The sequence below is a fragment of the Streptomyces sp. NPDC104367 genome (genome assembly GCF_055583825.1).
Genome location: NZ_JBVJND010000007.1, coordinates 59,903 through 86,065 on the forward strand (window position 1 = coordinate 59,903; position 26,163 = coordinate 86,065).

At 72.9% G+C, this 26,163-nt stretch carries 26 protein-coding genes; 9 read left to right on the forward strand and 17 right to left on the reverse strand.

The annotated features are described in order from the left end of the window. Nucleotides 1-62 precede the first annotated feature (62 nt). On the reverse strand, nt 63-713 hold the full coding sequence (locus ACZ619_RS12620; RefSeq protein ID WP_469597675.1) for an NADPH-dependent F420 reductase: 651 nt from the start codon (nt 711-713) through the stop codon (nt 63-65). Nucleotides 714-853: 140 nt separating this feature from the next. Here ACZ619_RS12620 and ACZ619_RS12625 point away from each other — a divergent pair, with 140 nt between their 5' ends. The 3 genes from ACZ619_RS12625 to ACZ619_RS12635 all read left to right on the forward strand — a co-directional run bounded on the left by ACZ619_RS12625 (nt 854) and on the right by ACZ619_RS12635 (nt 3,954). Continuing rightward, nucleotides 854-1,297 (forward strand): GNAT family N-acetyltransferase, encoded by a 444-nt coding sequence (locus ACZ619_RS12625; RefSeq protein ID WP_469597677.1) that lies wholly within the window; start codon nt 854-856, stop codon nt 1,295-1,297. Nucleotides 1,298-1,414: 117 nt separating this feature from the next. Then, entirely contained in the window at nt 1,415-1,558 is a 144-nt protein-coding gene (locus tag ACZ619_RS12630) for a hypothetical protein (protein ID WP_469597680.1), read from the forward strand. After that, entirely contained in the window at nt 1,555-3,954 is a 2,400-nt protein-coding gene (locus ACZ619_RS12635) for a M4 family metallopeptidase (RefSeq protein WP_469597682.1), read from the forward strand. Before ACZ619_RS12630 ends, ACZ619_RS12635 begins: the two co-directional genes overlap by 4 nt. A 57-nt stretch (nt 3,955-4,011) precedes the next feature. Here ACZ619_RS12635 and ACZ619_RS12640 read toward each other — a convergent pair whose 3' ends face one another. Continuing rightward, nucleotides 4,012-4,767, reverse strand: a complete 756-nt coding sequence (locus ACZ619_RS12640; RefSeq protein ID WP_469597684.1) for a dienelactone hydrolase family protein — start codon at nt 4,765-4,767, stop codon at nt 4,012-4,014. A gap of 113 nt (nt 4,768-4,880) precedes the next feature. Beyond that, nucleotides 4,881-5,501, reverse strand: coding sequence for an L-threonylcarbamoyladenylate synthase (locus tag ACZ619_RS12645; protein ID WP_469597686.1), 621 nt, complete (start codon nt 5,499-5,501; stop codon nt 4,881-4,883). 129 nt (nt 5,502-5,630) lie between these two features. Here ACZ619_RS12645 and ACZ619_RS12650 point away from each other — a divergent pair, with 129 nt between their 5' ends. The 3 genes from ACZ619_RS12650 (at nt 5,631) to ACZ619_RS12660 (ending at nt 9,702) form a co-directional block, all read left to right on the forward strand. Then, nucleotides 5,631-6,107: a MarR family winged helix-turn-helix transcriptional regulator gene (locus tag ACZ619_RS12650; protein ID WP_469597689.1), complete on the forward strand. Its 477-nt coding sequence runs from the start codon at nt 5,631-5,633 to the stop codon at nt 6,105-6,107. 106 nt (nt 6,108-6,213) lie between these two features. Further along, on the forward strand, nt 6,214-7,806 hold the full coding sequence (locus ACZ619_RS12655) for an MFS transporter (RefSeq protein ID WP_469597691.1): 1,593 nt from the start codon (nt 6,214-6,216) through the stop codon (nt 7,804-7,806). A 366-nt stretch (nt 7,807-8,172) separates the two neighbouring features. After that, complete coding sequence (locus ACZ619_RS12660; RefSeq protein ID WP_469597693.1) at nt 8,173-9,702, forward strand: helix-turn-helix domain-containing protein; 1,530 nt, start codon at nt 8,173-8,175, stop codon at nt 9,700-9,702. A gap of 121 nt (nt 9,703-9,823) precedes the next feature. Here ACZ619_RS12660 and ACZ619_RS12665 read toward each other — a convergent pair whose 3' ends face one another. From ACZ619_RS12665 to ACZ619_RS12700, 8 genes are all read right to left on the reverse strand, one after another. Continuing rightward, entirely contained in the window at nt 9,824-11,056 is a 1,233-nt protein-coding gene (locus ACZ619_RS12665) for a cytochrome P450 family protein (protein WP_469597696.1), read from the reverse strand. After that, nucleotides 11,053-12,279, reverse strand: a complete 1,227-nt coding sequence (locus tag ACZ619_RS12670; RefSeq protein WP_469597699.1) for a cytochrome P450 family protein — start codon at nt 12,277-12,279, stop codon at nt 11,053-11,055. The genes ACZ619_RS12665 and ACZ619_RS12670 overlap by 4 nt, the downstream gene beginning before the upstream one ends. Then, nucleotides 12,276-12,899, reverse strand: coding sequence for a GTP-binding protein (locus tag ACZ619_RS12675; RefSeq protein ID WP_469597702.1), 624 nt, complete (start codon nt 12,897-12,899; stop codon nt 12,276-12,278). Before ACZ619_RS12675 ends, ACZ619_RS12670 begins: the two co-directional genes overlap by 4 nt. Next, nucleotides 12,871-13,233, reverse strand: a complete 363-nt coding sequence (locus tag ACZ619_RS12680; RefSeq protein ID WP_469597705.1) for a DUF742 domain-containing protein — start codon at nt 13,231-13,233, stop codon at nt 12,871-12,873. The genes ACZ619_RS12675 and ACZ619_RS12680 overlap by 29 nt, the downstream gene beginning before the upstream one ends. Beyond that, nucleotides 13,230-13,652 (reverse strand): roadblock/LC7 domain-containing protein, encoded by a 423-nt coding sequence (locus ACZ619_RS12685; RefSeq protein ID WP_469597706.1) that lies wholly within the window; start codon nt 13,650-13,652, stop codon nt 13,230-13,232. The genes ACZ619_RS12680 and ACZ619_RS12685 overlap by 4 nt, the downstream gene beginning before the upstream one ends. Then, nucleotides 13,649-15,139, reverse strand: a complete 1,491-nt coding sequence (locus ACZ619_RS12690) for an ATP-binding protein (RefSeq protein ID WP_469597709.1) — start codon at nt 15,137-15,139, stop codon at nt 13,649-13,651. Before ACZ619_RS12690 ends, ACZ619_RS12685 begins: the two co-directional genes overlap by 4 nt. Nucleotides 15,140-15,356: 217 nt before the next feature. Next, entirely contained in the window at nt 15,357-16,628 is a 1,272-nt protein-coding gene (locus ACZ619_RS12695; RefSeq protein WP_469597711.1) for a serine hydrolase domain-containing protein, read from the reverse strand. Nucleotides 16,629-17,051: 423 nt separating this feature from the next. Beyond that, on the reverse strand, nt 17,052-17,519 hold the full coding sequence (locus tag ACZ619_RS12700) for a hypothetical protein (RefSeq protein ID WP_469597714.1): 468 nt from the start codon (nt 17,517-17,519) through the stop codon (nt 17,052-17,054). A 347-nt stretch (nt 17,520-17,866) separates the two neighbouring features. Here ACZ619_RS12700 and ACZ619_RS12705 point away from each other — a divergent pair, with 347 nt between their 5' ends. Together ACZ619_RS12705 and ACZ619_RS12710 are read left to right on the forward strand one after the other, a co-directional pair. Next, entirely contained in the window at nt 17,867-19,216 is a 1,350-nt protein-coding gene (locus tag ACZ619_RS12705) for a transaminase (protein ID WP_469597716.1), read from the forward strand. 20 nt (nt 19,217-19,236) lie between these two features. Next, nucleotides 19,237-19,677 (forward strand): Lrp/AsnC family transcriptional regulator, encoded by a 441-nt coding sequence (locus tag ACZ619_RS12710; RefSeq protein WP_469598212.1) that lies wholly within the window; start codon nt 19,237-19,239, stop codon nt 19,675-19,677. Nucleotides 19,678-19,680: 3 nt separating this feature from the next. On the opposite strand, the gene ACZ619_RS12715 is transcribed toward ACZ619_RS12710, so the two are convergent. Then, the gene (locus ACZ619_RS12715; RefSeq protein WP_469597718.1) at nt 19,681-20,778 is read right to left on the reverse strand and encodes a PP2C family protein-serine/threonine phosphatase; all 1,098 of its coding nucleotides are present in this window, start codon (nt 20,776-20,778) and stop codon (nt 19,681-19,683) included. 246 nt (nt 20,779-21,024) lie between these two features. On the opposite strand from ACZ619_RS12715, the gene ACZ619_RS12720 reads away from it, so the two are divergent. Then, nucleotides 21,025-21,933, forward strand: coding sequence for a GNAT family N-acetyltransferase (locus ACZ619_RS12720; protein ID WP_469597720.1), 909 nt, complete (start codon nt 21,025-21,027; stop codon nt 21,931-21,933). Between the two features lie 15 nt (nt 21,934-21,948). Here the strand turns inward: ACZ619_RS12720 and ACZ619_RS12725 are convergent, their stop codons facing one another. The 5 genes from ACZ619_RS12725 to ACZ619_RS12745 form a co-directional block, all read right to left on the reverse strand. Beyond that, nucleotides 21,949-22,836, reverse strand: a complete 888-nt coding sequence (locus ACZ619_RS12725) for a Gfo/Idh/MocA family protein (RefSeq protein ID WP_469597723.1) — start codon at nt 22,834-22,836, stop codon at nt 21,949-21,951. A 48-nt stretch (nt 22,837-22,884) separates the two neighbouring features. Continuing rightward, nucleotides 22,885-23,868: an ATP-grasp ribosomal peptide maturase gene (tgmB, locus tag ACZ619_RS12730; protein ID WP_469597726.1), complete on the reverse strand. Its 984-nt coding sequence runs from the start codon at nt 23,866-23,868 to the stop codon at nt 22,885-22,887. A 15-nt stretch (nt 23,869-23,883) separates the two neighbouring features. Further along, the gene (tgmA, locus tag ACZ619_RS12735; RefSeq protein WP_089102565.1) at nt 23,884-24,075 is read right to left on the reverse strand and encodes a putative ATP-grasp-modified RiPP; all 192 of its coding nucleotides are present in this window, start codon (nt 24,073-24,075) and stop codon (nt 23,884-23,886) included. Between the two features lie 350 nt (nt 24,076-24,425). Continuing rightward, on the reverse strand, nt 24,426-24,896 hold the full coding sequence (locus ACZ619_RS12740; RefSeq protein WP_469597728.1) for a hypothetical protein: 471 nt from the start codon (nt 24,894-24,896) through the stop codon (nt 24,426-24,428). A gap of 72 nt (nt 24,897-24,968) precedes the next feature. Further along, complete coding sequence (locus ACZ619_RS12745; RefSeq protein ID WP_469597730.1) at nt 24,969-26,030, reverse strand: Vgb family protein; 1,062 nt, start codon at nt 26,028-26,030, stop codon at nt 24,969-24,971. Between the last annotated feature and the right edge of the window lie 133 nt (nt 26,031-26,163).

Consider the following 26,163-nt stretch of genomic DNA (forward strand, 5'->3'; position numbering starts at 1 on the left):
TTGTGGGGAAGGTACTACGGGACGGGGTGGCGGGCGCGGCGTTCAACGGGACTTCGGGGGTATCAGGGGGCGACGATCTTGAGCGCGCTCATCCAGCCGTGCCCCTCGGGCCGCGTCTGCAGGGCCATGTGCAGCAGCTGGATGCCCTCCAGCTCGCGGGCGTGCCGCAGGCCGCCGACGACCACCGGGTTGAGCCCGCCCGAGGCGGCGAGTTCGGCCACCTGGTCGCGGGCCGGGGCGTCGTCGCCGGCGATGAACACGTCCAGCGGCAGCCCGCCGACCTCGCCCGCCACCAGGGCACCCGCGAAAGTGGTGTTGAACGCCTTCACCACCCGGGTGCCGGGCGCGGCGGCCGCCGCGATCTGCTGGGCGGCCGAGCTGTCCGCGGGCACGGTGAGCGAGTCGAAGGTGGAGAAGTCCACCGGGTTGGAGATGTCGACCACCGTCTTGCCGGCGAGCTGGTCGCCGTAGTCGGCGACGACCTGCCTGGCCGCGTCGAAGGGCACCGCGAGCACCACCACGTCCGCCGCCCCCACGGCGTCCGGCACGGCGGGCGCCACGTCGGCGCCGGGCACCCGCTCGCCCAGCGCGTCGGCGAGCGCGGCGGCCTTGGCCGGATCCGTGCCGATCAGCCGGACCTGGTGCCCGCCCGCCAGCGCCCGGGTGGCGATGCCGCCCGCCATGTTGCCTGTGCCGACGATGAAGACCCGCATGGGATGGCCCTTTCCGTGGGGGTGGGGGGGTGGCCGTACCGGAACGCCGGATCAAGATAGAACGCCCGTGGCGGCACTTCCGGGCAGGCGCACCGGGGGCGCCGCCGGTCCGCGCGCACGGCCCGGCTACGCTTGCCGGCGTGGCGGACTGGCGGTTGAGGCGGGCGTCCCGGGCGGACGTCGAGCCGGTGGCCGGGCTGCGTGCCGTCGTGCTCCGGGACGACCTGGAGCGGCTCGGGCGGTACGACCCGCACCGCGTCCGGCAACGGCTGCGCGACGGGTTCGACGCGGCGCACACCTGGGTGATCGAGGCGGACGGCCGCTTCGCGGGCTGTGTGGCGCTGCGGCCCGGCCCGGACGCCCACTGGCTGGAGCACTTCTACCTGGCCCCGGAGGTCCAGGGCCGCGGCATCGGCTCGGCCGTGCTGCGCGCGCTGCTGGAGCGCTGCGACCGCGACGGGACCACCGTCCGGCTGAACGTCCTGAGCGGCAGCGCGGCCGGGCGGCTCTACGCCCGCCACGGGTTCACGGTCGAGAGCGAGGACCCGGTGGACGTGTTCATGGTGCGCCCGCCCTCCGTCTGAGCGCCTGGCCCCCACCCCCCCTGCGGTGCATAGGGAAAACCCTTGAATGACCTCGACGCCGCTGACATGTGCGGGTCAAAACTGGAATCCTCGCTGAGCACACGCTTCCCCCAGGGCGTGTCCACACGGATCCCGGACCGCGTACCCCAGGTCCCCCGGATCCCGGTTCCCGCACAGCTCAGCTCGTCCGGACAGCACACCCGTCTGCCCGGTCTGTCACCGGCCGCGACCCGGCGGCCGCAGCAGGAGGAGTACGAGTGAGACGTCTTCCCCACAGACGCGCCACGGTCGGAGCCGCCCTGGTCTCCACCGCGGCCTTCCTCGCCGTCGGCATCCAGTCGGTCCCGGCGAACGCCCAGCCCGCCTCCGCCCACCCCAGTCCCCTGCGCACGGGTGGCCTGGAGGCCGAGCTCACTCCCGCCCAGCACACCGCGCTGGTCAGGAGTGCCCAGAAGAAGACCACCGCGACCGCCCGCACCATCGGCCTCGGTGCCAAGGAGAAGCTGGTCGTCAAGGACGTCACCAAGGACAACGACGGCACCCTGCACACGCGTTACGAGCGCACCTACGCGGGCCTGCCCGTCCTCGGCGGCGACCTGGTCGTGCACACCCCGCCCGCCTCCCTCGCGGCCGGGACCGTCAGCACGACCTTCAACAACAAGCACACCGTCCAGGTCGCCTCCGTCAGCCCGACCGTCACCAAGGCGGCCGCCGCGACCAAGGCGCTCAGGACGGCCAGGGCGCTCGACGCCACGAAGGCCACCACCGACAGCGCCCGCAAGGTGATCTGGGCCGGCACCGGCACCCCGAAGCTCGCCTGGGAGACCGTGGTCGGCGGCTTCCAGGACGACGGCACGCCCAGCCAGCTGCACGTCATCACGGACGCCACCAGCGGCAAGGAGCTGTACCGCTACCAGGCGATCAAGTCCGGTACGGGCAACACCCAGTACAGCGGCACGGTGTCGCTCTCCACCACGCTGTCCGGTTCGACGTACCAGCTGTACGACACCACGCGCGGCGGCCACAAGACGTACTCCCTGAACAACGGCACGTCGGGCACCGGCACCCTGATGACCGACTCCGACGACGTCTGGGGCACCGGATCCGGCTCCAACACCCAGACCGCCGGCGCCGACGCGGCCTACGGGGCCCAGGAGACCTGGGACTTCTACAAGAACACGTTCGGCCGCAGCGGCATCAAGAACGACGGCGTCGCCGCCTACTCGCGCGTCCACTACAGCACGGCGTACGTCAACGCCTTCTGGGACGACGACTGCTTCTGCATGACCTACGGCGACGGCACCAGCAGCACCCACGCGCTGACCTCGCTGGACGTGGCCGGCCACGAGATGAGCCACGGCGTCACCTCGAACACCGCCGGTCTCAACTACACCGGTGAGTCCGGCGGTCTCAACGAGGCGACCTCCGACATCTTCGGCACCGGCGTGGAGTTCTACGCCAACAACTCCACCGACGTCGGCGACTACCTCATCGGCGAGAAGATCGACATCAACGGCGACGGCACGCCGCTGCGTTACATGGACAAGCCGAGCAAGGACGGCTCGTCGGCGGACAGCTGGTACTCCGGTGTCGGCAACCTCGACGTGCACTACTCCTCGGGTCCGGCGAACCACATGTTCTACCTGCTGTCCGAGGGCAGCGGCACCAAGACCATCAACGGTGTCACCTACACCAGCACCACCTCGGACGGCGTCGCCGTGGCCGGCATCGGCCGGGACGCGGCCCTGCAGATCTGGTACAAGGCGCTGACCTCGTACATGACGTCGAGCACCAGCTACTCCGGTGCCCGCACCGCCGCCCTCAGCGCGGCCGCCGCCCTGTACGGCACCAGCTCCACCCAGTACGCCGGGGTCGGCAACGCCTTCGCCGGCATCAACGTGGGCAGCCACATCACCGTGCCCACCACGGGCGTCACGGTCACCAACCCGGGCAGCCAGTCCTCCACCGTGGGCACCGCGGTGAGCCTGCAGATCTCGGCGAGCAGCAGCAACTCCGGCTCGCTGACCTACGCGGCGACCGGACTGCCGACCGGCCTGTCGATCAGCAGCTCGACCGGCGCGATCACCGGCACCCCCACCACGGCGGGCACCTACAGCACGACCGTCACGGTGACCGACTCCACCGGCGCCACCGGCACCGCGTCCTTCACCTGGACGGTCAGCTCGTCCGGCAGCGGCTCCTGCACCTCCTCGCAGCTGCTGGGCAACCAGGGCTTCGAGTCGGGCAACACCACCTGGACGGCGACCAGCGGTGTCATCACCAGCTCCAGCAGCCAGTCGTCGCACGCCGGTTCGTACTACGCCTGGCTCGACGGCTACGGATCGACCCACACCGACACGCTGTCCCAGTCGGTGACGATCCCGAGCGGTTGCACCAACACCACGTTCACGTTCTACCTGCACATCGACACGGCCGAGACCACCACCAGCACCCAGTACGACAAGCTGACGGTCACCGCCGGTTCGACCACCCTGGCCACGTACTCGAACCTCAACGCGGCCTCCGGCTACACCCAGAAGTCCTTCAGCCTCGCCTCCTACGCGGGCTCGACCGTCACCCTGAAGTTCAGCGGTGTCGAGGACTCCTCGCTCCAGACCAGCTTCGTCATCGACGACACCGCCGTCACGACCGGCTGACGCACAGCAGTTGGGCGGCCCGCGACCGGACCTCCGGTCGCGGGCCGCTCGGCCGTCTCAGAAGGCGCGCTTGAGCAGGTCGAACAGCGCGTCCCAGTGCCGCTCCGAGGCCTCGGCGGACCACGCCGGGGTGTCGGCCTGGGTGTAGCCGTGCGCCGCACCCGGATACACCTCGCAGGTGCTGCGGATCCCGGCGGCGTCGAGCGCCTCCTCGAAGGCACCGATCTGCTCGGCGGTCATCGAGTGGTCCTGGTCGGCGAAGCCGAAGTACAGCTCCGCGGTGACGGTGCCCAGCGCCCGGTGCGGGCTGTCCGGGCTGTCGGTGACCAGGCCGCCGCCGTGGAAGCCGGCCGCCGCGGCGACCCGGTCCGGGTGGGCGGCGGCGGTGTACACGGCCAGCCGGGAGCCCATGCAGTAACCGGTGAGGGCGACCGGCCCGTCGGCCACCAGCGGGCTGCCGGCCAGCCAGTCCAGATAGGCGCCGGCGTCCCGCCGGACCAGGTCGGGCGTGAGCGACTGCATGATCGGGCCGATCCGCTGCCAGAGCGTCGGGTCGGCGGCCGGGTCGATGAACTCGGGCAGCTCGACGACCGGCGTACGGCCCTTGCGGTAGAAGACGTTCGGGATCAGAACGGTGTAACCGGCGCCGGCGAGCCGGTCCGCCATCGACTTCAGGTGCGGGCGGATGCCGTAGGCGTCCTGGTAGAAGAGCACGCCCGGGTGGGGGAGCCCGTCGGCGGGGTGGGCCAGGTAGGCGTCGGCGACACCGTCCGCGGTGGCGATGTCGACGTCGGTTCCCTGTACGGCGGTCATGGCGCAAGTGCCTCTCTGTGGAGTCGGCGTCGGGGTGGGGGACACCCGGCGCGGCATGTCCCGGTCATCGTGGCACGCGGGGGCGGGACGGGTGGCGCCGGGGGAGCCCGGTGTCACTCGAAGCGTGAGGTGTCGCCCGCGCCCCGGCGGACGATCTCGGCCTCGCCGTCGGAGAAGTCGATGACCGTGGTCGGCTCGGTGCCGCACTCCCCGGAGTCGACCACCGCGTCCACCTGGTGGTCGAGCCGGTCCTTGATCTCCCAGCCCTGGGTCAGCGGCTCCGCCTCGTCCGGCAGCAGCAGCGTGCTGGACAGCAGCGGCTCGCCCAGCTCCGCCAGCAGCGCCTGGGTGACCACGTGGTCGGGGATGCGGACGCCGACGGTCTTCTTCTTCGGGTGCAGCAGCTTGCGCGGCACCTCCCGGGTGGCCGGCAGGATGAAGGTGTAGCTGCCCGGGGTCGACGCCTTCACGGCCCGGAACACGTCGTTGTCGACGTGCACGAACTGGCCGAGCTGGGCGAAGTCACGGCACATCAGGGTGAAGTGGTGCCGGTTGTCCAGGTGCCGGATGCCGCGGATCCGGTCGATGCCGTCCCGGCTGCCGAGCTGGCAGCCCAGCGCGTAGCAGGAGTCGGTGGGGTACGCGATCAGGGATCCCGACCGCACCGAGTCGGCGATCTGGGAGATGCTGCGCGGCTGCGGGTTGTCGGGGTGCACGTCGAAGTACTTCGCCATCCGCCGAGCTTATGCCGTCCTGCCCCGGTCACCACGCGCGCCCCGCGGCCTAGGGGCGTGCGTGGCGGCCGATGCCTATGAGGTCATACCTGTTTGACATGGGTATGAGGACATACCTATCCTCGGGACGTGTCCGGAACCAGCGCACCCCAGCAGCGGGGCGTCGACCGCGTGGCCACCGAGCTCGCCGACTGCCTTCCCGCGCTGCACCGTGCCCTGGACCGGCGGGTCGCCCGCGACTTCCCGCACCCCAAGCCGCCCGAGGGTCAGCTCAACCTGCTGCGGTTCGTCGCCCAGCAGGAGGGCACCACGGTCCGTGCGGCCGCCGAGGCGCTGCTGATGAAGCCCAACAACGTCAGCGCCCTGGTCTCCCAGCTCACCGAGCAGGGCCTGCTGGAACGCCGGCAGGACAGCGCCGACAAGCGGGTCGCCCGCCTCCACCTCACGCCCGTCGCCCGGCGGCGGCTGGCCGAGGTGCGCGCGCTGGAGGTCTCGTACCTCACCGAGGCGCTGCACTCCCTCACCGAGGGCCAGCTGGACGCCCTGGGCTCGGTCACCGGCGCGCTCACCTCACTGGCGCACCGGCTCCACCCGGCCGCCCGCTGACCGCACCTCTCTCCCGCCCCGCGCCCGCGGGCACCTCGGCGTGCCCGACAGCGGCCGGCGCGGGGGGCCCACCGCCGCTCATCCCCGTACCAGACAAGGGATCCCCATGCCGTCCACCTCCGTGGATCACTCCGCCGTGCCCGCATCCGCCACGGCTCCGCCCACCGCCGCCGTCGGCGGCGGACGCCGGGCCAACCCCTGGCTCACCCTGGCCGCCGTCGCCTTCGGCCTCTTCATGGTGCAGCTCGACGGCTCCGTGGTGGCCATCGCCAACCCCGAGATCGGCCGCGATCTGAACGCCTCCACGGCCCAGCTCCAGTGGGTGACCAACGCCTACCTGCTCGCCCTCGCCGCCACCCTCATCCTCGGCGGCAAGCTCGGCGACCGCCTCGGCCGGCGCACCTTCTACATAGCCGGTGTGGCCGGATTCGCGCTCGCCTCCGTCGCCATCGGCCTCTCCGGCTCGGTCGGCGGCGTGATCCTCTTCCGCGCCCTCCAGGGCGTGTTCGGCGGACTGCTGATGCCCAACACCCTGGGCCTGCTGCGGGCCGTCTTCCCGCCGCGCCGGTTCGCGATGGCGGTCGGCATCTGGGCCATGGTCTCCGCCGTCTCCACCGCGCTCGGCCCGATCGTCGGCGGTCTCCTCGTCGAGAACGTCAGCTGGCAGTCGGTGTTCTACATCAACCTGCCCATCGGCGTGCTCGCCTGCGCCTTCAGCGCGTTCGTGCTGCCCCGGTCCAAGAACTCCACCGGACACCACCGCTTCGACATCCCCGGCGTCGTCCTGCTCGCCGCCGGACTGCTCAGCACGGTCCTCGGCGTCGTCAAGGGCGAGACCTGGGGCTGGACCTCGGCCGGCACCTGGACCGCGGTCGTGCTCGGCCTGCTGGTCCTCGTCGTCTTCGGCTGGTACGAGACCCGGCGGGAGCACCCGCTGCTGCCGATGCGGCTGTTCCGCAGCCCCGCGCTGACCGTCGGCACGATCATCACCGCGCTCAACTTCTTCGTGATGCTGGGCGCGATCTTCTTCATCATGCTCTACCTCCAGAACGTGCGCGGCTACTCGCCCGTCGAGGCCGGCGTCCGCACCCTGCCGCTGAGCCTCGCCTCGCTGGTCGCCTCGCCGCTCGGCGCGGCCATCACCGGCCGCTTCGGCGCCCGGCTGACGATGCCGCTGGGCATGGTCCTCCAGGCCGCGGCCTGCTTCGGGATGCTCACCTGGTCCACGGACTCCTCGTACGCCACCATGTGGCCGCCGTTCGTCGCGCTCGGCCTCGGCGTCGGCATGGTGATGGCCGCGTCCTCCGACGCCATCGTCGGCAACGCGCCCGTCCAGGACGGCGGGGTGGCGGGCGGCCTCCAGGCCACGACCCTCCAGATCGGCGGCGCGCTCGGCACCTCCGTGCTGGTCTCCGTCATCAGCGCGCGGGTCGGCGCGACCCTCGGCCCCGAACTGACCGGCGCGGGCGTGCCCGTGGCCACGGCGGGGCAGCTCACGGCGGCCGAGGACGCGGTGGCCATGGGCGTCGCACCGGTCTCCGACGGCATGCCGGCCGCGCTGCGCCGCGCGGTCGTCGAGGGCAGCGGCAACGCGTTCATGAACGGCGTCCACACCTCCGTCCTGCTCACCGGCACGCTCTGCCTGCTGGGCGCCGCCCTGGCCACCGCGGTCCTGCGCCGCCCACCCCGGCAACACTGAGCGACCCCGACCGGCCCCGACCACCACCACGAACCGGCTGTCGCCGGGGGCACCGCGCATGGTTCGTGCGGTGGCCGGACGCGGGTGGGAACCGGTCGTGAGGTCGGCGGGCCGCCTGCTCGGTCGGTGGGGTGGGGGCCAGGGGCGGTCGCTTCCGAGTCCGCTTGCATGGCCGGCGGATTGACGGGCAGTCGAGGAGGCAGCCGCCCGGGGCGTTCCCCCCGGCCCCGGGCGTGGTGTGCTCCGCCGGCGGCCCCTCCCCCGAGGGCCGCCGGCGGAGTCGTACCGGGCGGTCGGGAGCGGTCGCGGTCCATCGGGTAACGTCCGTATGCCGAGGTGGACGCGATGGACGAGGAGCGGGGCGACATGGCAGGCCGAGCCGGTGAGGGCCCGCACCCCCCGACATCCCACGCCGACGACTGGGCCGCACGGCTGCTCGACCATCTGCGTCCCGGCGCCCGGGACCCGCGCCGGGTCGTCGACTGGCTCGCCGGGGCCGTGCAGGCGGACGTCTGCCTGCGGAGCGCCGACGGCACCCTGCTCGCCGGGGAGCGGATCCCCCTCGACGCGGGCCTCGTCGCCGACGTCGTCGCCGGCCGCATCTCCGCCGCCGCCGTCCAGGACGACGGCCGGCATCTGCGCCTGGTCGCCGTCCGCGCCGCCGACCCGCGCCCGGCCGGCACCGGACTGCTCGCCGTGGCCCGCGCGACCCCCTTCGACCGGCGCGCCGCGGAGATCGTCACGCACACCGCCGGCGTCGTCGAACTCCTGCTGCGCGAACGCGAACTGACGGCGTCCGGGCACCGGCTCCGGCGGGCCACCGCAGACCTGCGCCTGGCCATCCTGCAACTGCTGATGGTGGAGGACACCGTCTCCGCCCGCCGGGTCGCCGCGGGACTGTGGCCCGGACTCCTCGACACCGACAGCGCGTTCGTGTACATCGTCGAGGGCGACCCGGCCGACCGCGACGGGCTCGCCGAGGACTGCCTCGACATCACCCGCGGCCAGGCCCTCGTCGTCCGCTGCCCCGCGGTGGACGGCCATGTCATCGTCGTCAGCCCCGCGGCCGGCGCGGGGGAGTGGCTGCGCTCGCTCGTCGACGGCCGCCCCGGCACCTACCTCGGCGGCAGCGTCCGGCAGAGCCTCGCCCGTACCGCCACCGCCTACGGCCAGGCCGTCAGCGCCCTCGCCGTCGCCCGCTTCCGCCCCGACCAGGCCGCCGTCTACGCCGAACGCACCCACCCGGAACGGCTGATGGACCCCGCCGTGCTGCACGCCTGGTCCACCGCCGTGCTGCGGCCGCTCGACACACTGCCCCACCACACCCGCGCGGAACTCCTCGCCACCACCCGCCTCGGCCTGGAGTTCACCGCCGTCAGCGCGGCCAAGGTGCTCGGCGTCAGCCGCAACACCGTGCGCGCCCGCATGGACCGCGTCGAGGCCCTGCTGGGCGCCGACTTCTCCGACCTCACCGTGCGCGCCACCGCCCACCTGGCCCTCAACACCCAGGCGTCCTGGACGGAGGACTCCGCCGGGCAGACCGCGCAGCCCTCCGGCGCGGGGCTGGGCGACCTGCTGACGGGCCCCGGACTGCGCGCCTGGGCACACGACCTGCTGGACCGCCTCGCCCGGGACGGCCGGGACCTGCGCGGCACCCTGCGCGCGTGGATCGCGGCCGGCGGCAACGCCGAACGCGCTGCCCAGGACCTGGGCGTGCACGCCCAGACCGTCCGCGAACACGTCCGCGGCGCCGAACCCGTCCTGGAACGCCAACTGCTGGCCTCCGGCACCGATCTCTACGAGGTCGTCCTGGCCCACCTCGTCCTCGGTGAACTGGCCGCCCCCGCCCTGCGGCGGGCGAATCGGGGCCAACCGGACTCACCTGTGCACGGGTGAGCCCTCCGCGTGCCCGAACGGGCACCGGCGCGGTACCCAACGGCCGGATCCGCACGTAAGTTCACTTTTCGCGGGGGCACGACCGGAACGGGGGACCGGTCGGGGCCCCCGCGACCCTCTTTCACGGCCCCAGGACCACCGGGATCTCCTGCCAGCCGAACGCGATGAACGACGGGACCTGCCGCAGCTCGTCCTCGCCGGCCGCGAGCCGCAGCCCCGGGAAGCGGTCGAACAGCGCGGGCAGCGCCGCCCGGGCCTCCGCGCGGGCCAGCGGCGCGCCGATGCAGCGGTGCACCCCGATCCCGAACGACAGATGGTCGTCGGCCCCGCGCGCCGCGTCGAACGCGCCCGCGTCCGGCCCGAAGTGCTCCGGGTCCAGCCCCGCCGCCGCGTACGTCGTGATGATGGCGTCCCCGGCCGGCACGACCACGCCCCCGATCTTCAGGTCGCTCACCGCGAACCGCAGCGGCAGCGACGCGATCGACGGATGCACCCGCAGCGTCTCGTCCACCACCGCGTCCCAGCCGACCGCACCGGCCCGCACCGCCGCCAGCTGCACCGGATGCGTCAGCAGGGCGACGGCCGCGTTGCCGATCAGGTTGACCGTGGTCTCGAAACCGGCCCCGATCACCAGCAGCAGCGTGTACAGCAGTTCCTCGTCGCTGAGCCGGTCGCCGTCCTCGTCGCGGACCCGGATCAGCTCGGTGGTCATGTCGTCGCCCGGGTGCCCGGCCTTGTACGCGATCAGCGCGCCGAGGACCGTGCCGATCCGCTCCTGCACGAACGCCGCGTGCTCGGGGCTCGGGTCGGAGGTGTCCATGATGGCCGCGATCAGCTCACCGGTGCCGTCCCGCAACTCGTCCGGCACGCCGAACAGTTCGCAGATCATCCGCATGGGGAGCGGGTGCGCGAGCGCGGCGCGCAGGTCCACCGGCGAGCCGTCGGCGCCGGCCGCCGTCATGTCGTCCAGCAGCTCCTCGGCGATGGCCGCGACCCGGGGCAGCATCGCCTCGGTGCGCCGGTGGGTGAAGCTCGGCGCCACCAGCCGGCGCAGCCGGGTGTGGTCGGGGCCGTACGCGGAGAGCATGTTGACCACGCCCACCCAGCCCAGCACCCAGCCCCAGGAGGGATGTCGACCGATCTGCGGCCACAACCGCCAGTGCTGCCTGGGGTCCTTGCTGACCTGGGGGTCGAGGATCAGCTCCTTGAGGACGTCGTAGCCGGTGGGGGCCCAGGCGGGTATCCCGCCGGGCAGCTCGACCGGCACCACCGGGCCGAGGGCGCGTAACCGCGCGCTCTCCGCCGGGATGTCGGAGCCGAACGGGTCCAGAGCGATACGGTCGGTGACGGTCACGACGACTCTCCTGGCTGGTCGGGGGAGCGGGGACTGAACCGGACGGGCAGGGACGTGAGCGAGCGGTGGAACGGGCCGGGCCGCCAGTTGAGCCGCTCGCGGGGCAGCACCGGGTCGAGGTCGGGCAGCCACAGGGTGAGCTGCTCGATCGCCTCGGTCGCGATGAGCAGGGCGTGATGGCGGACCGGGCAGGCGTGCGGGCCCGCTCCCCACGACAGGTGCGAGGCGTCCCCGGGCCGCCGGCCGCTGATCACCTCCCGCTCGGCGAACAGCCCCACGGCGCCGAAGGAGACCACCACCGGGACCGCGGGCCGGACCCAGGCGCCGTGGAAGGAGACCGGCCTGCGGGCGTAGTAGATCCCGTAGTTGGCCAGCGGGGTCTCGTGGTGCAGCACCTCCACCACCGCGTCCGTCACCGGGCGGGCGCCGCTGGTGAGCGTCGAGTAGTAGAGCGGGTTGCCGAGGATCCGGGAGAGCGCGTTGGAGACCAGGTTCGTGGTCGGCTCGTAGCCCGCGCCCAGGGTGAGGAACACCTGCCAGGTGACCTCCTCCGGGGTGAGCTGGGCGGGATGGTCCAGGAGCATGCTCGGCAGGTCCTCGCCGCGCTCCTCGACCTTGGCGGCGACCAGCCTGAGCACGTACTCGGCGTACTCCGCCTCGCCCTCGGCCGCCTGCGCGCCGCCCTCCATCATCTTCAGGAGGCCCTCGTTGAGCCGGTCGCCCTGGCTGTCCGGCAGCCCGAACAGGTTGTTGAAGACCAGCGCCATCAGCGGCCGGGTGAAGTCGGTGACCAGGTCGGCCTCGCCGCGGGGCCCGAACCGGTCCACCAGCAGCCGTACCGCGCGGTGCACCAGCGAGCGCAGGTCGTGCGGCTCGATCAGGTCGAACACGTCGATGAGGGTGGCCCGGTAGCGCAGGTGCGCGCCGGCGTCGGAGAACAGCGCGTTGGGCCGCCAGCGCATCATGCCGAGCAGCGGGGAGTCCTCGGGGACCGTGGTCTCCCAGTCCCGCGGGTCGTGCGAGAACGTCTCGACGTCCCGCAGCACGTCGAGGGCGGCGCGCCGCTCGGTGACCACGTACGCGGGCGTGCCCGGCGCCAGTTCCGCCCAGCCGACCGGGCCCTGGGCGCGCAGGGCCGCGTAGTAGCCGTGCGGGTTGCGGGCGAAGCCGTCCTCCCACAGCCGTACCGGCCCGGAGACGGTGAAGGACTGCTGCGCGGTCATCGGGCCTCCGCCGGCCGGTCGTCGATCAGATGCTGGACGAGGGTGAGCAGGGCGTCGATCGAGGAGTGCGCGTCCCGGGCGTCGCAGGTCACCATCGGGGTGCCCGGCTCCAGGTCCAGGGCCGCGCGCAACTGCTCGCCCGTGTAGTGGTCCGGCGCGTCGGGAAAGGTGTTGAAGGCGACCGCGTACGGCAGCCCGGCCTCCTCCACCAGGCCCAGCACGTCGAAGGAGGCGTCGATCCGGCGGCTGTCGACCAGGACCAGGGCGCCGAGCGCCCCGTAGGAGATGTCGTCCCACAGCGTCCGGAACCGCTCCTGGCCCGGTGTCCCGAAGAGGTACAGCACGATCCCGCCGGACAGGCTGATCCGGCCGAAGTCGATCGCGACGGTCGTCGTCTCCTTCTCCCGCACCCCGTCGAGCTGGTCGACATGGACCGAGGCCTCGGTGAGCTGTTCCTCGGTGTGCAGCGGGCGGATCTCCGAGACCGCGTCGATCAGGGTCGTCTTGCCGACCCCGAACGGACCGGTGACCAGGATCTTCACCAGGTCGCCGGTGGCGTCGGGGAGGTGCGGGGTGCCCGGGTGGGGCAGCTCACTGGTGCTTGAGGGCGCGGAGGCCATCGGCCACTCTCTTCAGCAGGTCGGGGTCGAACCGTTCGGCGGGCGGGATCGGTGCGCGGGCCCTGATCAGGTCCCGGTCCACGAGGTCGGCGGCCAGCACCCGGACGGCGGAGACCGGCAGCCGCAGCAGCGCCGCGGCCTCCACCAGCGTCAGCGCACCGCCGGACAGCAGCTCCAGCAGGGCCTGTTCGGCGGCCGGCAGTCCGGCGGGCAGGGACGCCCCGCCGCGGGTGAGGACCGTCAGCCGTTCCAGGTACGGACGGCTGGGCCGGGCCACCCCGCCGGTCGACAGGTACGCGGGGACCAGGGGACGGCCGCCACGGCGGCCGGTCATGCCGACGCGCCGCCGTCGGAGCCTCTGGGCGCGGCCGCCATCGCCTTCTCGCCCAGCCGGGCGACCTGCGAGTGCACCCGGTGCGCCAGCAGGTCGAGCCGCACCTCCGGGTCGCCGTAGGCGGCCACGCAGGTGCCGTGGTCGGTCGGCACGATCAGCACGTACCCGTGGTCCGACTCGATGACCACCTGCCGTACCTCGGCCCGGTCCCGGTCGGCGAACGCGGCGGCCGCGGCCCGGCACGCGCCCTGCACGGTGCTGGTGATCGCGGCCACCCGCTCCGCCGACGGCTGGGACAGGGCGTCGGTGTAGCCGGTCGCGAGGCCGTCCCGGGTGAGCAGGACGGCGGCCAGTACATGGGGCACCTGCAGGATCGGATCCAGCACCCATGCCGTCTCGCCCGCATCGCGGCTGGTCATCTGGCCGCTCCTCCTTCGTCTTCGGTCCGCTGGGAATCGGGCGCGCTCGCCCGCTTGGGGGTCCGCGCCGCCGCGGTTCCGTACTGCAGGGCCGCCAGCGCGGCGGCCGCCTCCTCGGGGCGGCGCGCTGGCGGCAGCGGCTCCGGCGCGCCGTCGTCGGCGGTGGCCCGGGTGCGACGGCGCCGGCGCGGCAGACCGGCGAGCTCCCCCGGTCCCCGCGGGTCCGGGCCGGGAGCGGCGGCGCGCTCGTGCTCGGCCCCGTCACCGTGCGCGGGGACCGCGGGCGCGGCCGGTCCGGCCGACGGCGTCCCGTGCCCGGACGCCTCGCGTACGGCCGGTTCACCCACGCCCGGTTCCCGCACCACCGGTTCCCGTACGGCCGGTTCGCGCACCGGTTCCCGGCGTGCCGTGCGCTCCCGGGTCGAGCGCGGCGCGCTGACCGAGGGCGGCCGTTCCTCCGGGTCGATCCGGCCGAGCAGATGGCTGTCCACCCGCAGCACCGCGCGCACCCCGCCGTACGGCGAGGGCGAGGAGACGTCGACGGTCAGGTCGAACTGGCGGGTGAGCTGGCCGATCGCGGCCAGGCCCATGCGCGGCGGGTCGCCCAGGTCGGTCAGCAGGATCGGGTCGCTCCCCGCCACCAGCCGCTGGGCGCGGGCGCGTTCGTCCTGGGTCATGCCGAGGCCGGCGTCGTCGACGGTGACGCACACACCGTGGTGGACGTGTTCCAGGTTGACCACGACGTCGGTGTCCGGCGAGGAGTGCCGCAGCGCGTTGTCGAGGAGTTCGGCGACGATGATGGCGACCGGCTCGACCGCGTGCGACACCAGGGCGGTGCCCGGCTCCAGGTGGTTGTGGACGCCGACCCGGTGGTAGCCCGCGAGCCGGGCCTGGCCGCCGGTCACGGCGTCCACGACATGGGACTCCTCGCGGGCCAGCCCGACCCAGGCCCCGCACACCACGGCGGCGACCTGCGCGCGGCGCAGCGACTGCTCGTTCTCGTGGTCCAGCGCGAACAGCGTCTGCGCCAACTCGGGGTCGTCGTACCGCTGCTGGAGTCCGCGCAGGGCGTCCTGGAGTCGGTAGAGGGCCGCCTGGATCTCCCGGGTGGCGCCCCGCAGACCGGCCTGTGCGGCCGCGTCGATGCGGATGCGCTGGGCGCTCAACTCCTCACGCAGGGCGCTGAGTACGTACTCCAGGGCGATACCGGTCGGCGTGCCGGGCGTGTTCGCGCGCGCCGGGCCCGGCACCTTGAGGTGCGGGTGGGCGAGCTGCGCGGCGGCCGCGGGCATCCGGCGGCCGGCGAGATGCTCCACCTCGGTGACGAACGCGTTCTCGGTGCCGTCCAGTTGGGCTCGAAGGTCGGCCAACTCGGCCCGCAGCGCCGCCTGTTGGCGCCGGGATCGCAACAGGCCGCCGCCGAGGGCGAGCGCGGAGAGCGTTCCGGCGGCGAGACCACCGGCCACCAGTTCCGGCAATTCGATCATGGAATCGGTTTCCAGGGGGAGTAGGGCAGCGGCGGGTACGGGGAGCCCAGGGCTCTCCCGTGTGGCACTCGCAGCACAGTACACACCGTCATTGACCGGCCTCGCACGGTGAATCGTTACATCGCTTCGAATCCGTTCGATGGCTGTTCGCTTCTGTGTCAACTGTCGGAAATGCCTTGTGAGAAAGGCGGGTTGGTGTTTCGCGGCGGGTGCCGGGTCACCGGGTCGCGGCGGCCGGCGCCGGCAGGTCGAAGACATGGGCCGGGGAGATGATCCGTGTGATCGCCTGGCCGAACAGCGTGCTGGGCTCGATGTCGCCGTGGTAGCTGATGTCGGTGTTCAGCAGCACGACCAGGGTCGTCCGCGCCGACGGCAGACAGACGGTCAGGGCCTCGTAGCCGGGCAGTGAGCCGTTGTGCCCGATCCAGCCCTGGACGTTGAAGATGCCGAGTCCGTACCCGGCGCCCGGGATCCCCGTCGGCGGTGTCGTCAGCCGCTGCTTCTGGGTGGCCGGGGCGACCATGGTGCTGCCGTCGGGGAAGACCCCGGTGGCCACCGTGGGCGCCCAGATGCGCAGGTCGTCGAGGTCGGAGATCATCGCGCCGGCCGCCCAGGCCCAGGACGGGTTCCAGTCGGCGGTCTCCGCGACCTGTCCGTTCGCCGTCTGGTCGGTGTAGCCCTGGGCGTGCGGGGTGGGGAACTCGTTCCCGGTCGGGAAGACCGTGTGGCTCATGCCCGCCGGGCCGAGGACGTACCGGCTCACGTACTCCCCGAGCGACTGCCCGCTCTCCTTCTCGACGAGCAGGCCGAGCAGGATCAGATTGGTGTTGGAGTAGGAGAACTTCGCCCCGGGCTGGAACATCACCGGGTGCCTGAAGGAGTAGCCCAGCAGTTGCTGCGGGGTCATGGCGCCCTGCGGGTTCGAGGTCAGCGCCTTGAAGAAGTCGTCGTCCTCGGAGTAGTTGAACAGCCCGCTGCGCATGCCGGCCAGGTCCCGCAGGGTGATCCGGTCGCCGTTGGGCACCCCGGAGATGTACTTGCCGATGGGGTCGTCCAGGCCGATCCTGCCCCGGTCGACCAGTTGCAGCATCGCCGTCACGGTGAACATCTTGGTCTCGCTGCCGATCCGCATGTACAGATCCGGCGACATGTTCTGCCTGGTCGCCTTGTTCGCGACCCCGAAGGAGCGAACGTAGTCGGGCCGGCCGGGCGTCCAGATGCCGACGGTGACGCCCGGCACGTTCGCCTCGCGCATCACCCGCTGCACGGCCGCGTCCAGCCGGCCGGCCACGGCCGGGGTCATCTCCCGCACGTCCGAACCGCCGGACGCCGACGGGGCGGGCGACGGGGTGGCCGGCGGCGCCGTGGACGCGGCGGCCGGGAAACCGGGCGCGGCCTGGACGGCACCCGCGGCCAGAGGCACCGTCAGGAGCCCCAGCACGACGGCGATCGAGGCCCCTCTGCGCAGCATGGCGGACGTGTGCGACATGGGCTGACTCCAAGCACGTGAGAGCGACCGTGCGGTGGGCCGGACGTCAGGACCGCGGCTTCCCAGGATACGAGGGCCCGTCGGAGGGTGCCCGTCGGCGAAGGCCGCCCGGACGGTTGTAGGACCGGGCCGGTGGGACCGATCGGGCGACCGGCTCACCCGTCCCGGTGAGCCGGTCGTACGGCGCGTACCACCGCCGTGACCCGGGCGTTCCCCCGGCACGGACGGAATCACGACGACCCGGCGCCCGGCCGGACGGCCACTCGCCCTGTCTCCGCGTGAGCCGATCTACGCCCAGCTCGTGCGCGAGTGGCGGGACCAGGGCCGTACCGTGCCGGGCGAACGGGAGGGCCGCTGGGCCACCGTCCTGGTCTTTCCGCTCCGGCGCTGACCGGGCCCTTCGCCCGCTGACCTCGCTGTTCGTCATTCGTCCCACATCGGTGCCAGTACCGTCAGCGTGCCGTTCGCCTCCCGCAGCGCCAGCTCCAGCGTGGCCGGCGCGTGCAGCGCGCCGCTGCCGTCGGGGGGCACCAGCCACTCCAGGAACCGCGCGGGCCGGTACGGCGGCGGTACCGCGACCCACGAGCCCTTGCTCGCGTACCGCAGTCCGGCGCCGATCCAGCCGCCGGACGGGTCGGGCGGCAGCAGAAAGCCGACCCGCTGTGCCGCGCTGTCCACCAGGGTCGGCCCGGGCACCGGCAGCGAAGGCCGCCACAGCAGGTCGAGGGCGAGCAGGCCGAGCCGGTCCGGCACGCTCAGCACGTCCCAGAACCGGCCCGCCTCCAGCAGGGCGACGCCCTCCCCGTGGTCCCACTCCCACTTGCAGGCCCGGGGGTCCGCCGAGGCCGCCGCGAGCCATTCCACGCCCTGCATCCACATCGTGTTCGTCATGCACTGCTCCGGGAGATATCCGCTCACCTGTTTCGGGTGCAGGGAACGACCGATACCGGGCAGTCGGTGCGTTCGCACGCCAACCCGGCATATGCATGCTGGTAGATATTTCCAAGTGGCGGAAGGGGTGGCGAACCCTGGCGTTTCGGGGCGAATGTTCGAACATCGAGCACCGGTCCGGTCGCCGCCCTGTCGGGCAGGGGTGCGCTCACGAGATACGACGCTCGAATCGGTTGTCGCGACAATCGATTCGAGCGTCGGGTCTTGATCTGTGGTCGATTCCGGTCGTACGCTCCCGGCGTTCCGCTCGTCATCGCACGCCATCCGCTCTCGACCAGGGGTACTCCATGGACCGCACCCGACTGCACGCCCTGCTGGCCCGGGAGAGCGCCGAGGCCGAACGGCGAAACCCCCGTTCCCGGGCGGCATATGCCCGCGCCGACCATCTCTTCGGCCGGGTCCCGATGACCTGGATGAACAAGACCGCCGGCGCCTTCCCCCGGTACCTGGCGACCGCCCGCGGCGCCCGCGTCACCGACATCGACGGGCACGAGTACATCGACTTCTGCCTCGGTGACACCGGCGCGATGGCCGGGCACTCGCCGGTCGCCGTGACCGAGGCGGTGCGGCACAGGTTCGCCGAGCAGGGCGGGGCCACCGCGATGCTGCCGACCGAGGACGCCGAATGGGTCGGCGCCGAACTGACCCGCCGCTTCGGGCTCGCCCGGTGGAGCTTCTCGCTCACCGCGACCGACGCCAACCGCTGGGCGATCCGCCTCGCCCGCGCCGTCACCGGCCGCCCGAAGATCCTCGTGAACAGCTACAGCTACCACGGCAGCGTCGACGAGTCCCTCATCGTCGTCGGCCCCGACGGCACCGGTGTCGCCCGCCCCGGGAACGTCGGCGCGCCCTGTGACGTCACCCTGACCAGCAGGGTCGCCGAGTTCAACGACCTGGAGCAGCTGGAGCGCGAGCTCGCCCACGGCGACGTCGCCGCGGTCCTCATGGAACCCGCGCTCACCAACATCGGCATCGTGCTCCCCGAAGCCGGCTACCTGGACGGGGTACGCGCCCTCACCCGCCAGTACGGCACACTGCTCATCAACGACGAGACGCACACCTTCTCGGCCGGGCCCGGCGGCTGCACCGCCGCCTGGAACCTGGAGCCCGACCTGCTGACCATCGGCAAGGCCATCGGCGGCGGCATCCCGGCCGGCGCCTACGGCCTCTCCGCCGAACTCGCCGACCGGCTCCTGGCCCGCGACGACCTGGACCTGGTGGACATGGGCGGCGTCGGCGGCACCCTGGCCGGCAACCCGCTCTCGACGGCCGCCACCCGGGCCACCCTGGAGCACGTGCTCACCGACGCGGCGTTCGACCGGATGACCAGGCTCGCCGAACGCTTCGAGACCGGTGTCCGCACCGCCGTCGAGACCCACGCCCTGCCCTGGTCGGTCAGCCGCCTCGGCGCCCGCACCGAGTACCGCTTCGCCTCCCCGGCACCGCGCACCGGCACCGAGTCCGAGGCCGCCGCCGACCCCGAGCTGGAGGACTTCCTCCACCTCTACCTCGCCAACCGGGGCATCCTGCTCACCCCGTTCCACAACATGGCGCTGATGTGCCCCGACACCACCGAGCACGACGTCGACACCCACACCGCGATGTTCGGGGCCGCCCTGCTCGAACTGGCCGGCTGAGGAGACGCGCCGCGATGCACATGGACGACATCGACCGGGCCATCCTGCGCGAACTCCAGAGCGACGGCCGTATCGCCTACGCCGACCTCGGCCCGAAGGTCGGCCTGTCCGCCTCGGCGGCCCGCCAGCGGCTCCAGCGCCTGCTGGACTCCCGGGCCGTCCAGGTCGTCGGCGTCACCGACCCGATGGCCATGGGCGGACAGGCGATGGCGCTGCTCGGCATCGGCGTGGACGGCGACCCCCGGGCCGTCGCCGACGCCCTCGCCGGCCACCCAGAGGTCGTCTACTCCGTGTTCACCTCGGGCGGCTTCGACCTGTTCGCCGAGGTCGTCACACCCGGCCCGAAGGACCTGCTCGACTTCGTCAACGACGTGGTCCGGCCCGTCGAGGGCGTACGCGAGGTCCAGGCGTTCCCGTACTTCGGCATCCACACCCATCGCTTCCTGTGGGACGTGGGCTGAGGCTCAGCGGATGGCGGGCGTGAGCACGAGCATGGTGGCGTCGTCCCGCACCTCGTAGTGCCCGGCCAGGTCGGCCCAGACCAGGTCCGCGAGCGCGGCCGCGTCCGTGCCGGTGAACCCGGCCAGCCGCTCCGGGAGCGGGTAGAACGCCCCCGCCCGGTCACGGGCCTCCCACACCCCGTCCGAGGCCAGGAACAGCCGGTCGCCGGGGCCCAGCTCGACCGTGACCTCCTTCGGGGCCTCCACCCCGACCAGCCCGAGCCCCAGCGGTGCCCCGGGCGCGACGGCCAGCTCCTGGGTACGGCCGTCGCGCAGCAGCACCGGCGCCGGATGACCGCAGGCCACCACCCGCACCGACCTGAGATCGCCGGAGAACTCCAGCAGCAGGGCCGTCGCGAACAGCTCCGGGTGCGGTGCGCCGGCCGAGTCCACCGTCAGCCTGCGGTCCATCCGGGCCGCCACCGACTCCAGGTCCGGCTGGTCCAGCACCGCCTCCCGGAAGGCGCCGAGCAGCGACACCACCGTGGAGACCGCGGCCAGCCCGTGCCCGCGCACGTCCCCCATCACCGCCCGCACCCCGTAGGGCCCGTCCCGTACGTCGCAGAAGTCCCCGCCGACCAGCGTCCCGCGCTGCGCGGCCCGGTACAGCCCCGCGCACCCCACCGCGCCCACCCGCTCCGGCAGCGGCGGCAGCACCGCCCGCTGCACCGCCTCGCCCACCGCCCGCTCGGTGACCAGCTGGGCGTCCCGGTGACTGCGGACGTAGGACACGAACACGCTCAGCAGCGCGACGAAGGTGACGGTGAGCAGATCGGTGTCGCCGGGGCGGTTCAGGTGCGTGGCGGGCACGTTCAGCAGCAGCACCACCAGCGAACTCAGCACCGCCGTCGCCAGCGGCCCGTACGAGAGCACGGCGAGCGGCGGGATGGCGCCGAGGAGGAAGCCGAAGTCGTGTCCGTCCGGGCTGACCAGTGTCGCCACGGTCACGACCGCGAGCAGGGCCACGGGCAGCACCCGCACCCAGCGTGGCGGGGGCGCACCCTGCAACCAGCCACGACCGTCCCGGTAGCCGCGCGGCGACCAGCCGCGCACCGAAGTCACATCCCCAAGCTACGCCCGTGCCCGGACCGGCGGCCCGGCCGGATCCCGCGGTCGCGCCGCGGGAAAACCCGTGGACGCCCGCGGACCGGGCCCCTACCGTATGAGCGCACGCCCGAGAGACCGGACGGAAGGAGGCGAGCGCCGTGATCACCACACCCATCCAGCGCTCCCTCCCCGTTGTCCGGGCGTGACAGGCCAGAGCCGATCAGGGAGCGCGTCCGCGTCACACGCATCCCGGAGGAATCCGTGACCGATCCGGTCATCCGTACGCTCGACGACAGCACCGCCCACCTCTTCGACGCCCTGCCCGACCCGCTGCGCCTGGGCGAGCGGAACCGAAACACCGCCTACCGCCCCGACTGGAAGCGCGTCGCCCTGCGCGACGGCCGGGTCGTGGCCCGGGCCGCCTGGTGGGCCCGGCCGCAGGACACCCGCCCCCTCCTGATCAACTGGTTCGACGTGGCCGAGGGCGAGGAGGAGGCCGGCGCCGAGCTGTTGCGCACCGCCCCCTGGCAGGTCGGGGAGCTGGAACTCGACCTGCCCACCGGCTGGCACGACGACCCCGGCCTGCGCGCGGCCGCCGAGACCCGCTTCACCGCCGCGGGCAAGGCCGGCTTCGAGCTGCTGGTCGAGCGCTACAACTACCGCTGGACCCCCGAGTGCGGCCTGCCCGGACGGCCCGGCCGCCTCGCCTTCACCCCCGAACCCGACGACGGGGTGTTCTTCGACGCCCTGCGCCGCATCCACTCCGCGACCCTGGACGCGCACGCCCGCCGCGCCATCGAGCAGGGGGGAGTGGACCAGGCGGCCCAGGAGGACATGGACTTCTTCCACTGGATGCCCTCGCCCCGCGAGTGGTGGCAGATCGCCCGCACCCCCGACGGCGAGCCGGCCGGCATCCACATCCCCGGGCGCAACCCGTCGGGGCCGTGCGTCGGGTTCATCGGGGTGCTCCCCGAGCAGCGCGGCCACGGCTACGCCTACGACCTGCTCGTGGAGTGCACCCGCTTCCTCGTCGAACAGGGCGCCGAGTTCATCGCCGCCGCCACCGACCAGGGCAACCACCCGATGGCCGCCCACTTCGCCAGGGCGGGCTACCCCGTCGTGCGGGAACGGGCCAACTTCTGTGCGGGGCCCGCGGCCGGCCGTCCCTGACGGCCGGCCGGGAGCCTAGCCGACGTCCTTGCCCAGCACGGTCTCCGCCTCCGTGAGGATCTCGGTGACCCGCAGCCCGAACGCGGCGTCGCAGGGGTGCGCGCGGCCCGTGCGGGCCGCGGTGAGCAGGGCGTCGGCGGCCCGGGACAGGGCGGGGACCGCTCCTTCCGCACTCCTCGGAAGGAGCGTCACCCCCGTCTCGCCCCGCAGCTCCACATCGGCCCCGGCCGCCGCCGGGGGCGCGGTCAGGCTCAGCGTCACCGTGCTGGAGGCCCCGGTGGCGTGGTCGAGCACCAGGTGCACGGTGTCCGCGGGGCCGTGTACGGCGGCCGCCACCCGCCGTACGTCCCCTAGCACCGGCAGCAGCACGGACAGGGCGTGCGGGCCCACGTCCCACAGCGCGCCCTTCTCCCGCCGCCACGGCGACGCGGCGAACGGGCTGCCGTCGGTGAACACCGAGCCCAGCCACTGCGCCCGCGCGGTGAACCAGCCCGCCGCCGCGGCCTGTTCACCGATCCAGGACTCCGGCTCCGACTGGAACCGGGTGGTGAAGAACACCACCGAGGCGACCCTCGCCCGCTCGGCCGCCTCCACCACCGCCCGCCCCTCGTCGACGCCGAGCGCCAGGGGCTTGTCCAGCAGCAGGTGCCGGCCCGCCCGGGCCGCCCGCAGCGCCAGCTCGGCCTGCACTCCAGGCGGCAGCGCCACCGCCACCGCGTCGACGTCGGCGAACAGCGCGTCCGCCTCGTCGTACGCCCGGACGCCGTACTCCCGCGCCAGCCCGTCCGCGGCCTCGGGGCGGCGGCCCCACACCCCGGCGAAGTCCAGCGAGCCGTGCCCCGCCAGCGCGGGGGCGTAGGCCGCCCGTGCCCAGGGGCCGGTCCCCAGCAGTCCGATGCGCATCTTCCGGTTCCTTTCTCCGTGCTCTGTTCCACACCGTCGGCGAGCCCGTCAAGGCGTGGTGCTCCGACCGCCGTCGGCGTACGACCGGCACCGCCCGACGCCGTCCGCCAGCCAGTCGGCGATGGCCTCGGCGATGGGCTGCCCGGTGTCCATCTCGACGAACCCGAACTGTCCCGACTGGTTGCACTCCAGGAACCACCAGATGCCGTCGGCGTCCTCCGCGAAGTCGAAGGCGCCGTAGGACAGTTCGGCGTCCTTCATATACGTGTGAACGGCCTCGGCGACTCGCGCGGGGGCGTCCACCGCGAGCCACGGGGAGACGGACGGGGCGAACCGGACGTCCACGTCGTCGGGGTGGGCGTCCGGGTGCACCGGCTTGCGGGCGGCGAACATCCGCTCGCCGACCACCGTCAGCCGGATGTCGGCCCGCTTGGCGACCCGGCGCTGGAGCAGCGTCGGACCGAACGCCACCGCCGCGAAGTCGGTGTCCGGTGCCACCCGGCTGGTCGGCACCGCCCGCGGCGGCTCCTGCGGATGCGCGCCCGACACCGGCTTCACCACCAGGTCCGGGAACCGCTCCGCGAACTCCCGGGCCGCCTGCGGGAACGTCGTGATCAGCGTGGCGGGCACGGCGAGCCCGCTGCGCTGCGCCAGCCGCAGCTGCCACGGCTTGTGCCGGGCCCGGCGGGACGCGTCCGGATGGTTCATCCAGCGCGCGTCGGTGCCCCGCAGCATGCCGTACAGCGCCTGCGCGGACTCCTCCGACAGCCAGGCGGACGGCTGGGCGGCCCGGGCGGCCGCGGTTCCCGGCCTGCGTACCCAGATGGAGCGCAGGCCGTTCATGCTCACCAGGCGCCCGTTCACGGACAGATGCCCGCGGCTGACGCCCTGGACGAACTCGCCCGACAGGGCGACACCACTGGTGAGATCGGCGGGATCGAGGCGGACGACGGGCACCGCTGCCTCGTGCAGCCGGAGGACCACCATGTCCGCCGTCACGTCCTCTTCAGTGGTCAGGATGAGCACGGTCATCGTCGGGGTCCGCGATCAGTCGTCGAAGTGCGTCTTGGAACCCGCGGTGGAGGTGGTCGTCCCCAGGGCTCTGAGCGTTGCGTGATCGGTCGCTGCTATCCGGCCATCATGGAGAACGTTCAACTGCAGTCCGGAGTCATACGCGTACGGAGTGGTGACGTCCAACTGCACTGCGGGGCGTGCATAGTTGAGCGCGAACGGTTGCATGGTCTCTCCCTGTTTCGTTCTTCCATGCACTTATACGATTCGAACGCGTGGTTGGTTTCCTTACTCTGCGTAATCTCAGCCCCAATTAAGAGCTTGTTAAGGAACCACCTGGGAATCAGCGGCGAATCGTTCCCGCCCGTGGCCGATTTCACATGCCCGTCCGGCACATGACGGAGTCAATTGCCCATGATCATCCGTGATGTCGCCGGAGCCCGTTCGGTGCCGCTTCGTCCGGAGAGTGCCGGTGATCCGTCAGGGAGCGGTCCGGAAAAGGGCAGTCGGACGGGCGGACATCGCGAGGCCGGTCTCACGATGTCCGCCGTGCGCGGCGGCCGGGTGGCCGGTCCGGGTCAGGAGCCCCAGGTGCCCTGGTCCACGGCGCAGTTCCATCCGGAGCCGTGCAGTGTGAACCGCACCTTGTAGGTGCTGGTGTTCAGCAGGTGCGTCTGCACCTTCACGCCGAGGCTCGTCTTCTTCTTCAGCGTCGTCGTGTACACGGACACGGCCTTCGACGTCCGGTGGGAGACCTTGCCGTTCTTCGCGGTGGCGGTGCCGAAGCGGATGTTCTTGACGTCCGTCACGGTGAACGTCACCTTCGAGAAGCTCTTGGCCGTGCTCTTGTTCCTGACCGCGAAGTACAGGCCCCCGTCGGTCACCCAGCCGCTCGAGTTCACGTAGAAGCGGCTCGGATAGACGATGTCGACCGGGCAGCCGGTGCTCTGCGCCGCCGTGCCCGCCTGTGCGGACGCGCCGGCGGCCACCCCCAACTGGGCCGCGGTGACGAGGCCGGTGGCGGCCAGGACGGTGAAAGACGTGCGCATACGGTTCACTGTGGTGATACCTCCCCCTGTGGTACTCATCGGACCGTAGGGAAGAATCCCATCTCCGTGGGGTCAAAGCATCCGTTTTTCGGCCGGACCTACCCCATTGGGCGACGGCGAGCCCCGGTCGGCCCCGGTGGTGCGGACCCTGCCGACGGCGTTGCCCAGCAGCCCGGTGAACCACAGGGCGCGGTCCGGGCCCGCCGCGAGCCGGAAAGGACCCTTGTCGGAGCCGGCCGGCACCGGTAGGAGGGTGATCGCGCCGTCCGCCTCGATTCGCCCGATCCGGCCCGACTGGTCGGCGAACCACACCCGGCCGTCCGGTCCCGCGGCGATCCCGGCGGGGTCGCCGTCCGCTCCGGGCAGCCGGAACCGGGTGACGCGGCCGCTGCCGTCGATGCGGTCGACCGAGTCCGACCCGGAAGCCGTGAACCACATGCCGCCGGGCCCGGCGACGATGTCCTCGGGGAAGTCCGTGCGGCCGGGCAGCGGGAACTCGGCGATCCGGCCGACGGGTTCGAGACGCCCGATCCTGCCGCCGGTGAGCTCGGTGAACCACAGGGCGCCGTCGGCACCCGCGGCGATGCCGTACGGCAGGCCGTCGGCCGTGGGCACCGGATACTCGGTGATCTGGCCCGAGGTGGTGATCCGGCCGATCCGGTCGGCCCCCAGCTCGGTGAACCACAGTGCCCCGTCGGGCCCGGCCGTGATCCCGGCGGGTGCGCTCGTGGCCCTGGGCAGGGCGAACTCGGTGACGGCGCCGGAGGTCGTGATCCGGCCGATGCGCCCGGCGGTCTGCTCGGTGAACCAGAGCGCCCGGTCCGGTCCCCGGGTGATGGCGAAGGGCGCGCTGTCGGGGGTCGGGGTGGGGAAGGCGGTCACGGTGCCGTCCGCGGTGATCCGCCCGATCCCGGCGGTGCCGGCCTGGGCGAACCAGAGGGCGCCGTCCGGTCCGGCGGTGATCCCGGAGGGCAGGCTGTCGGCGGCGGTGGTGATCGGATACTCCGTCAGCCCGCCGCCGGCCGCGCGGGCGGGAGCGGGGGCGGCGACGGCGGTCAGGCCGGTCAGGGCGCCGAGCAGGAACGCGAGCGGACGGCGGGGGAGCCGGGGGGATCGGGGCGGTCGGCCGGGCATGCGGGGCCCTTCTCGAACGGACGGTGAGACCGAGGCTAGGCGCGGGCGTACGGCCGTACGACCCGGCCGGCGCGGACGGGGGACCGGCTGCTCCACACGGGTCGGTCGCGGTGCGCATGGCCCTGGCCTACGG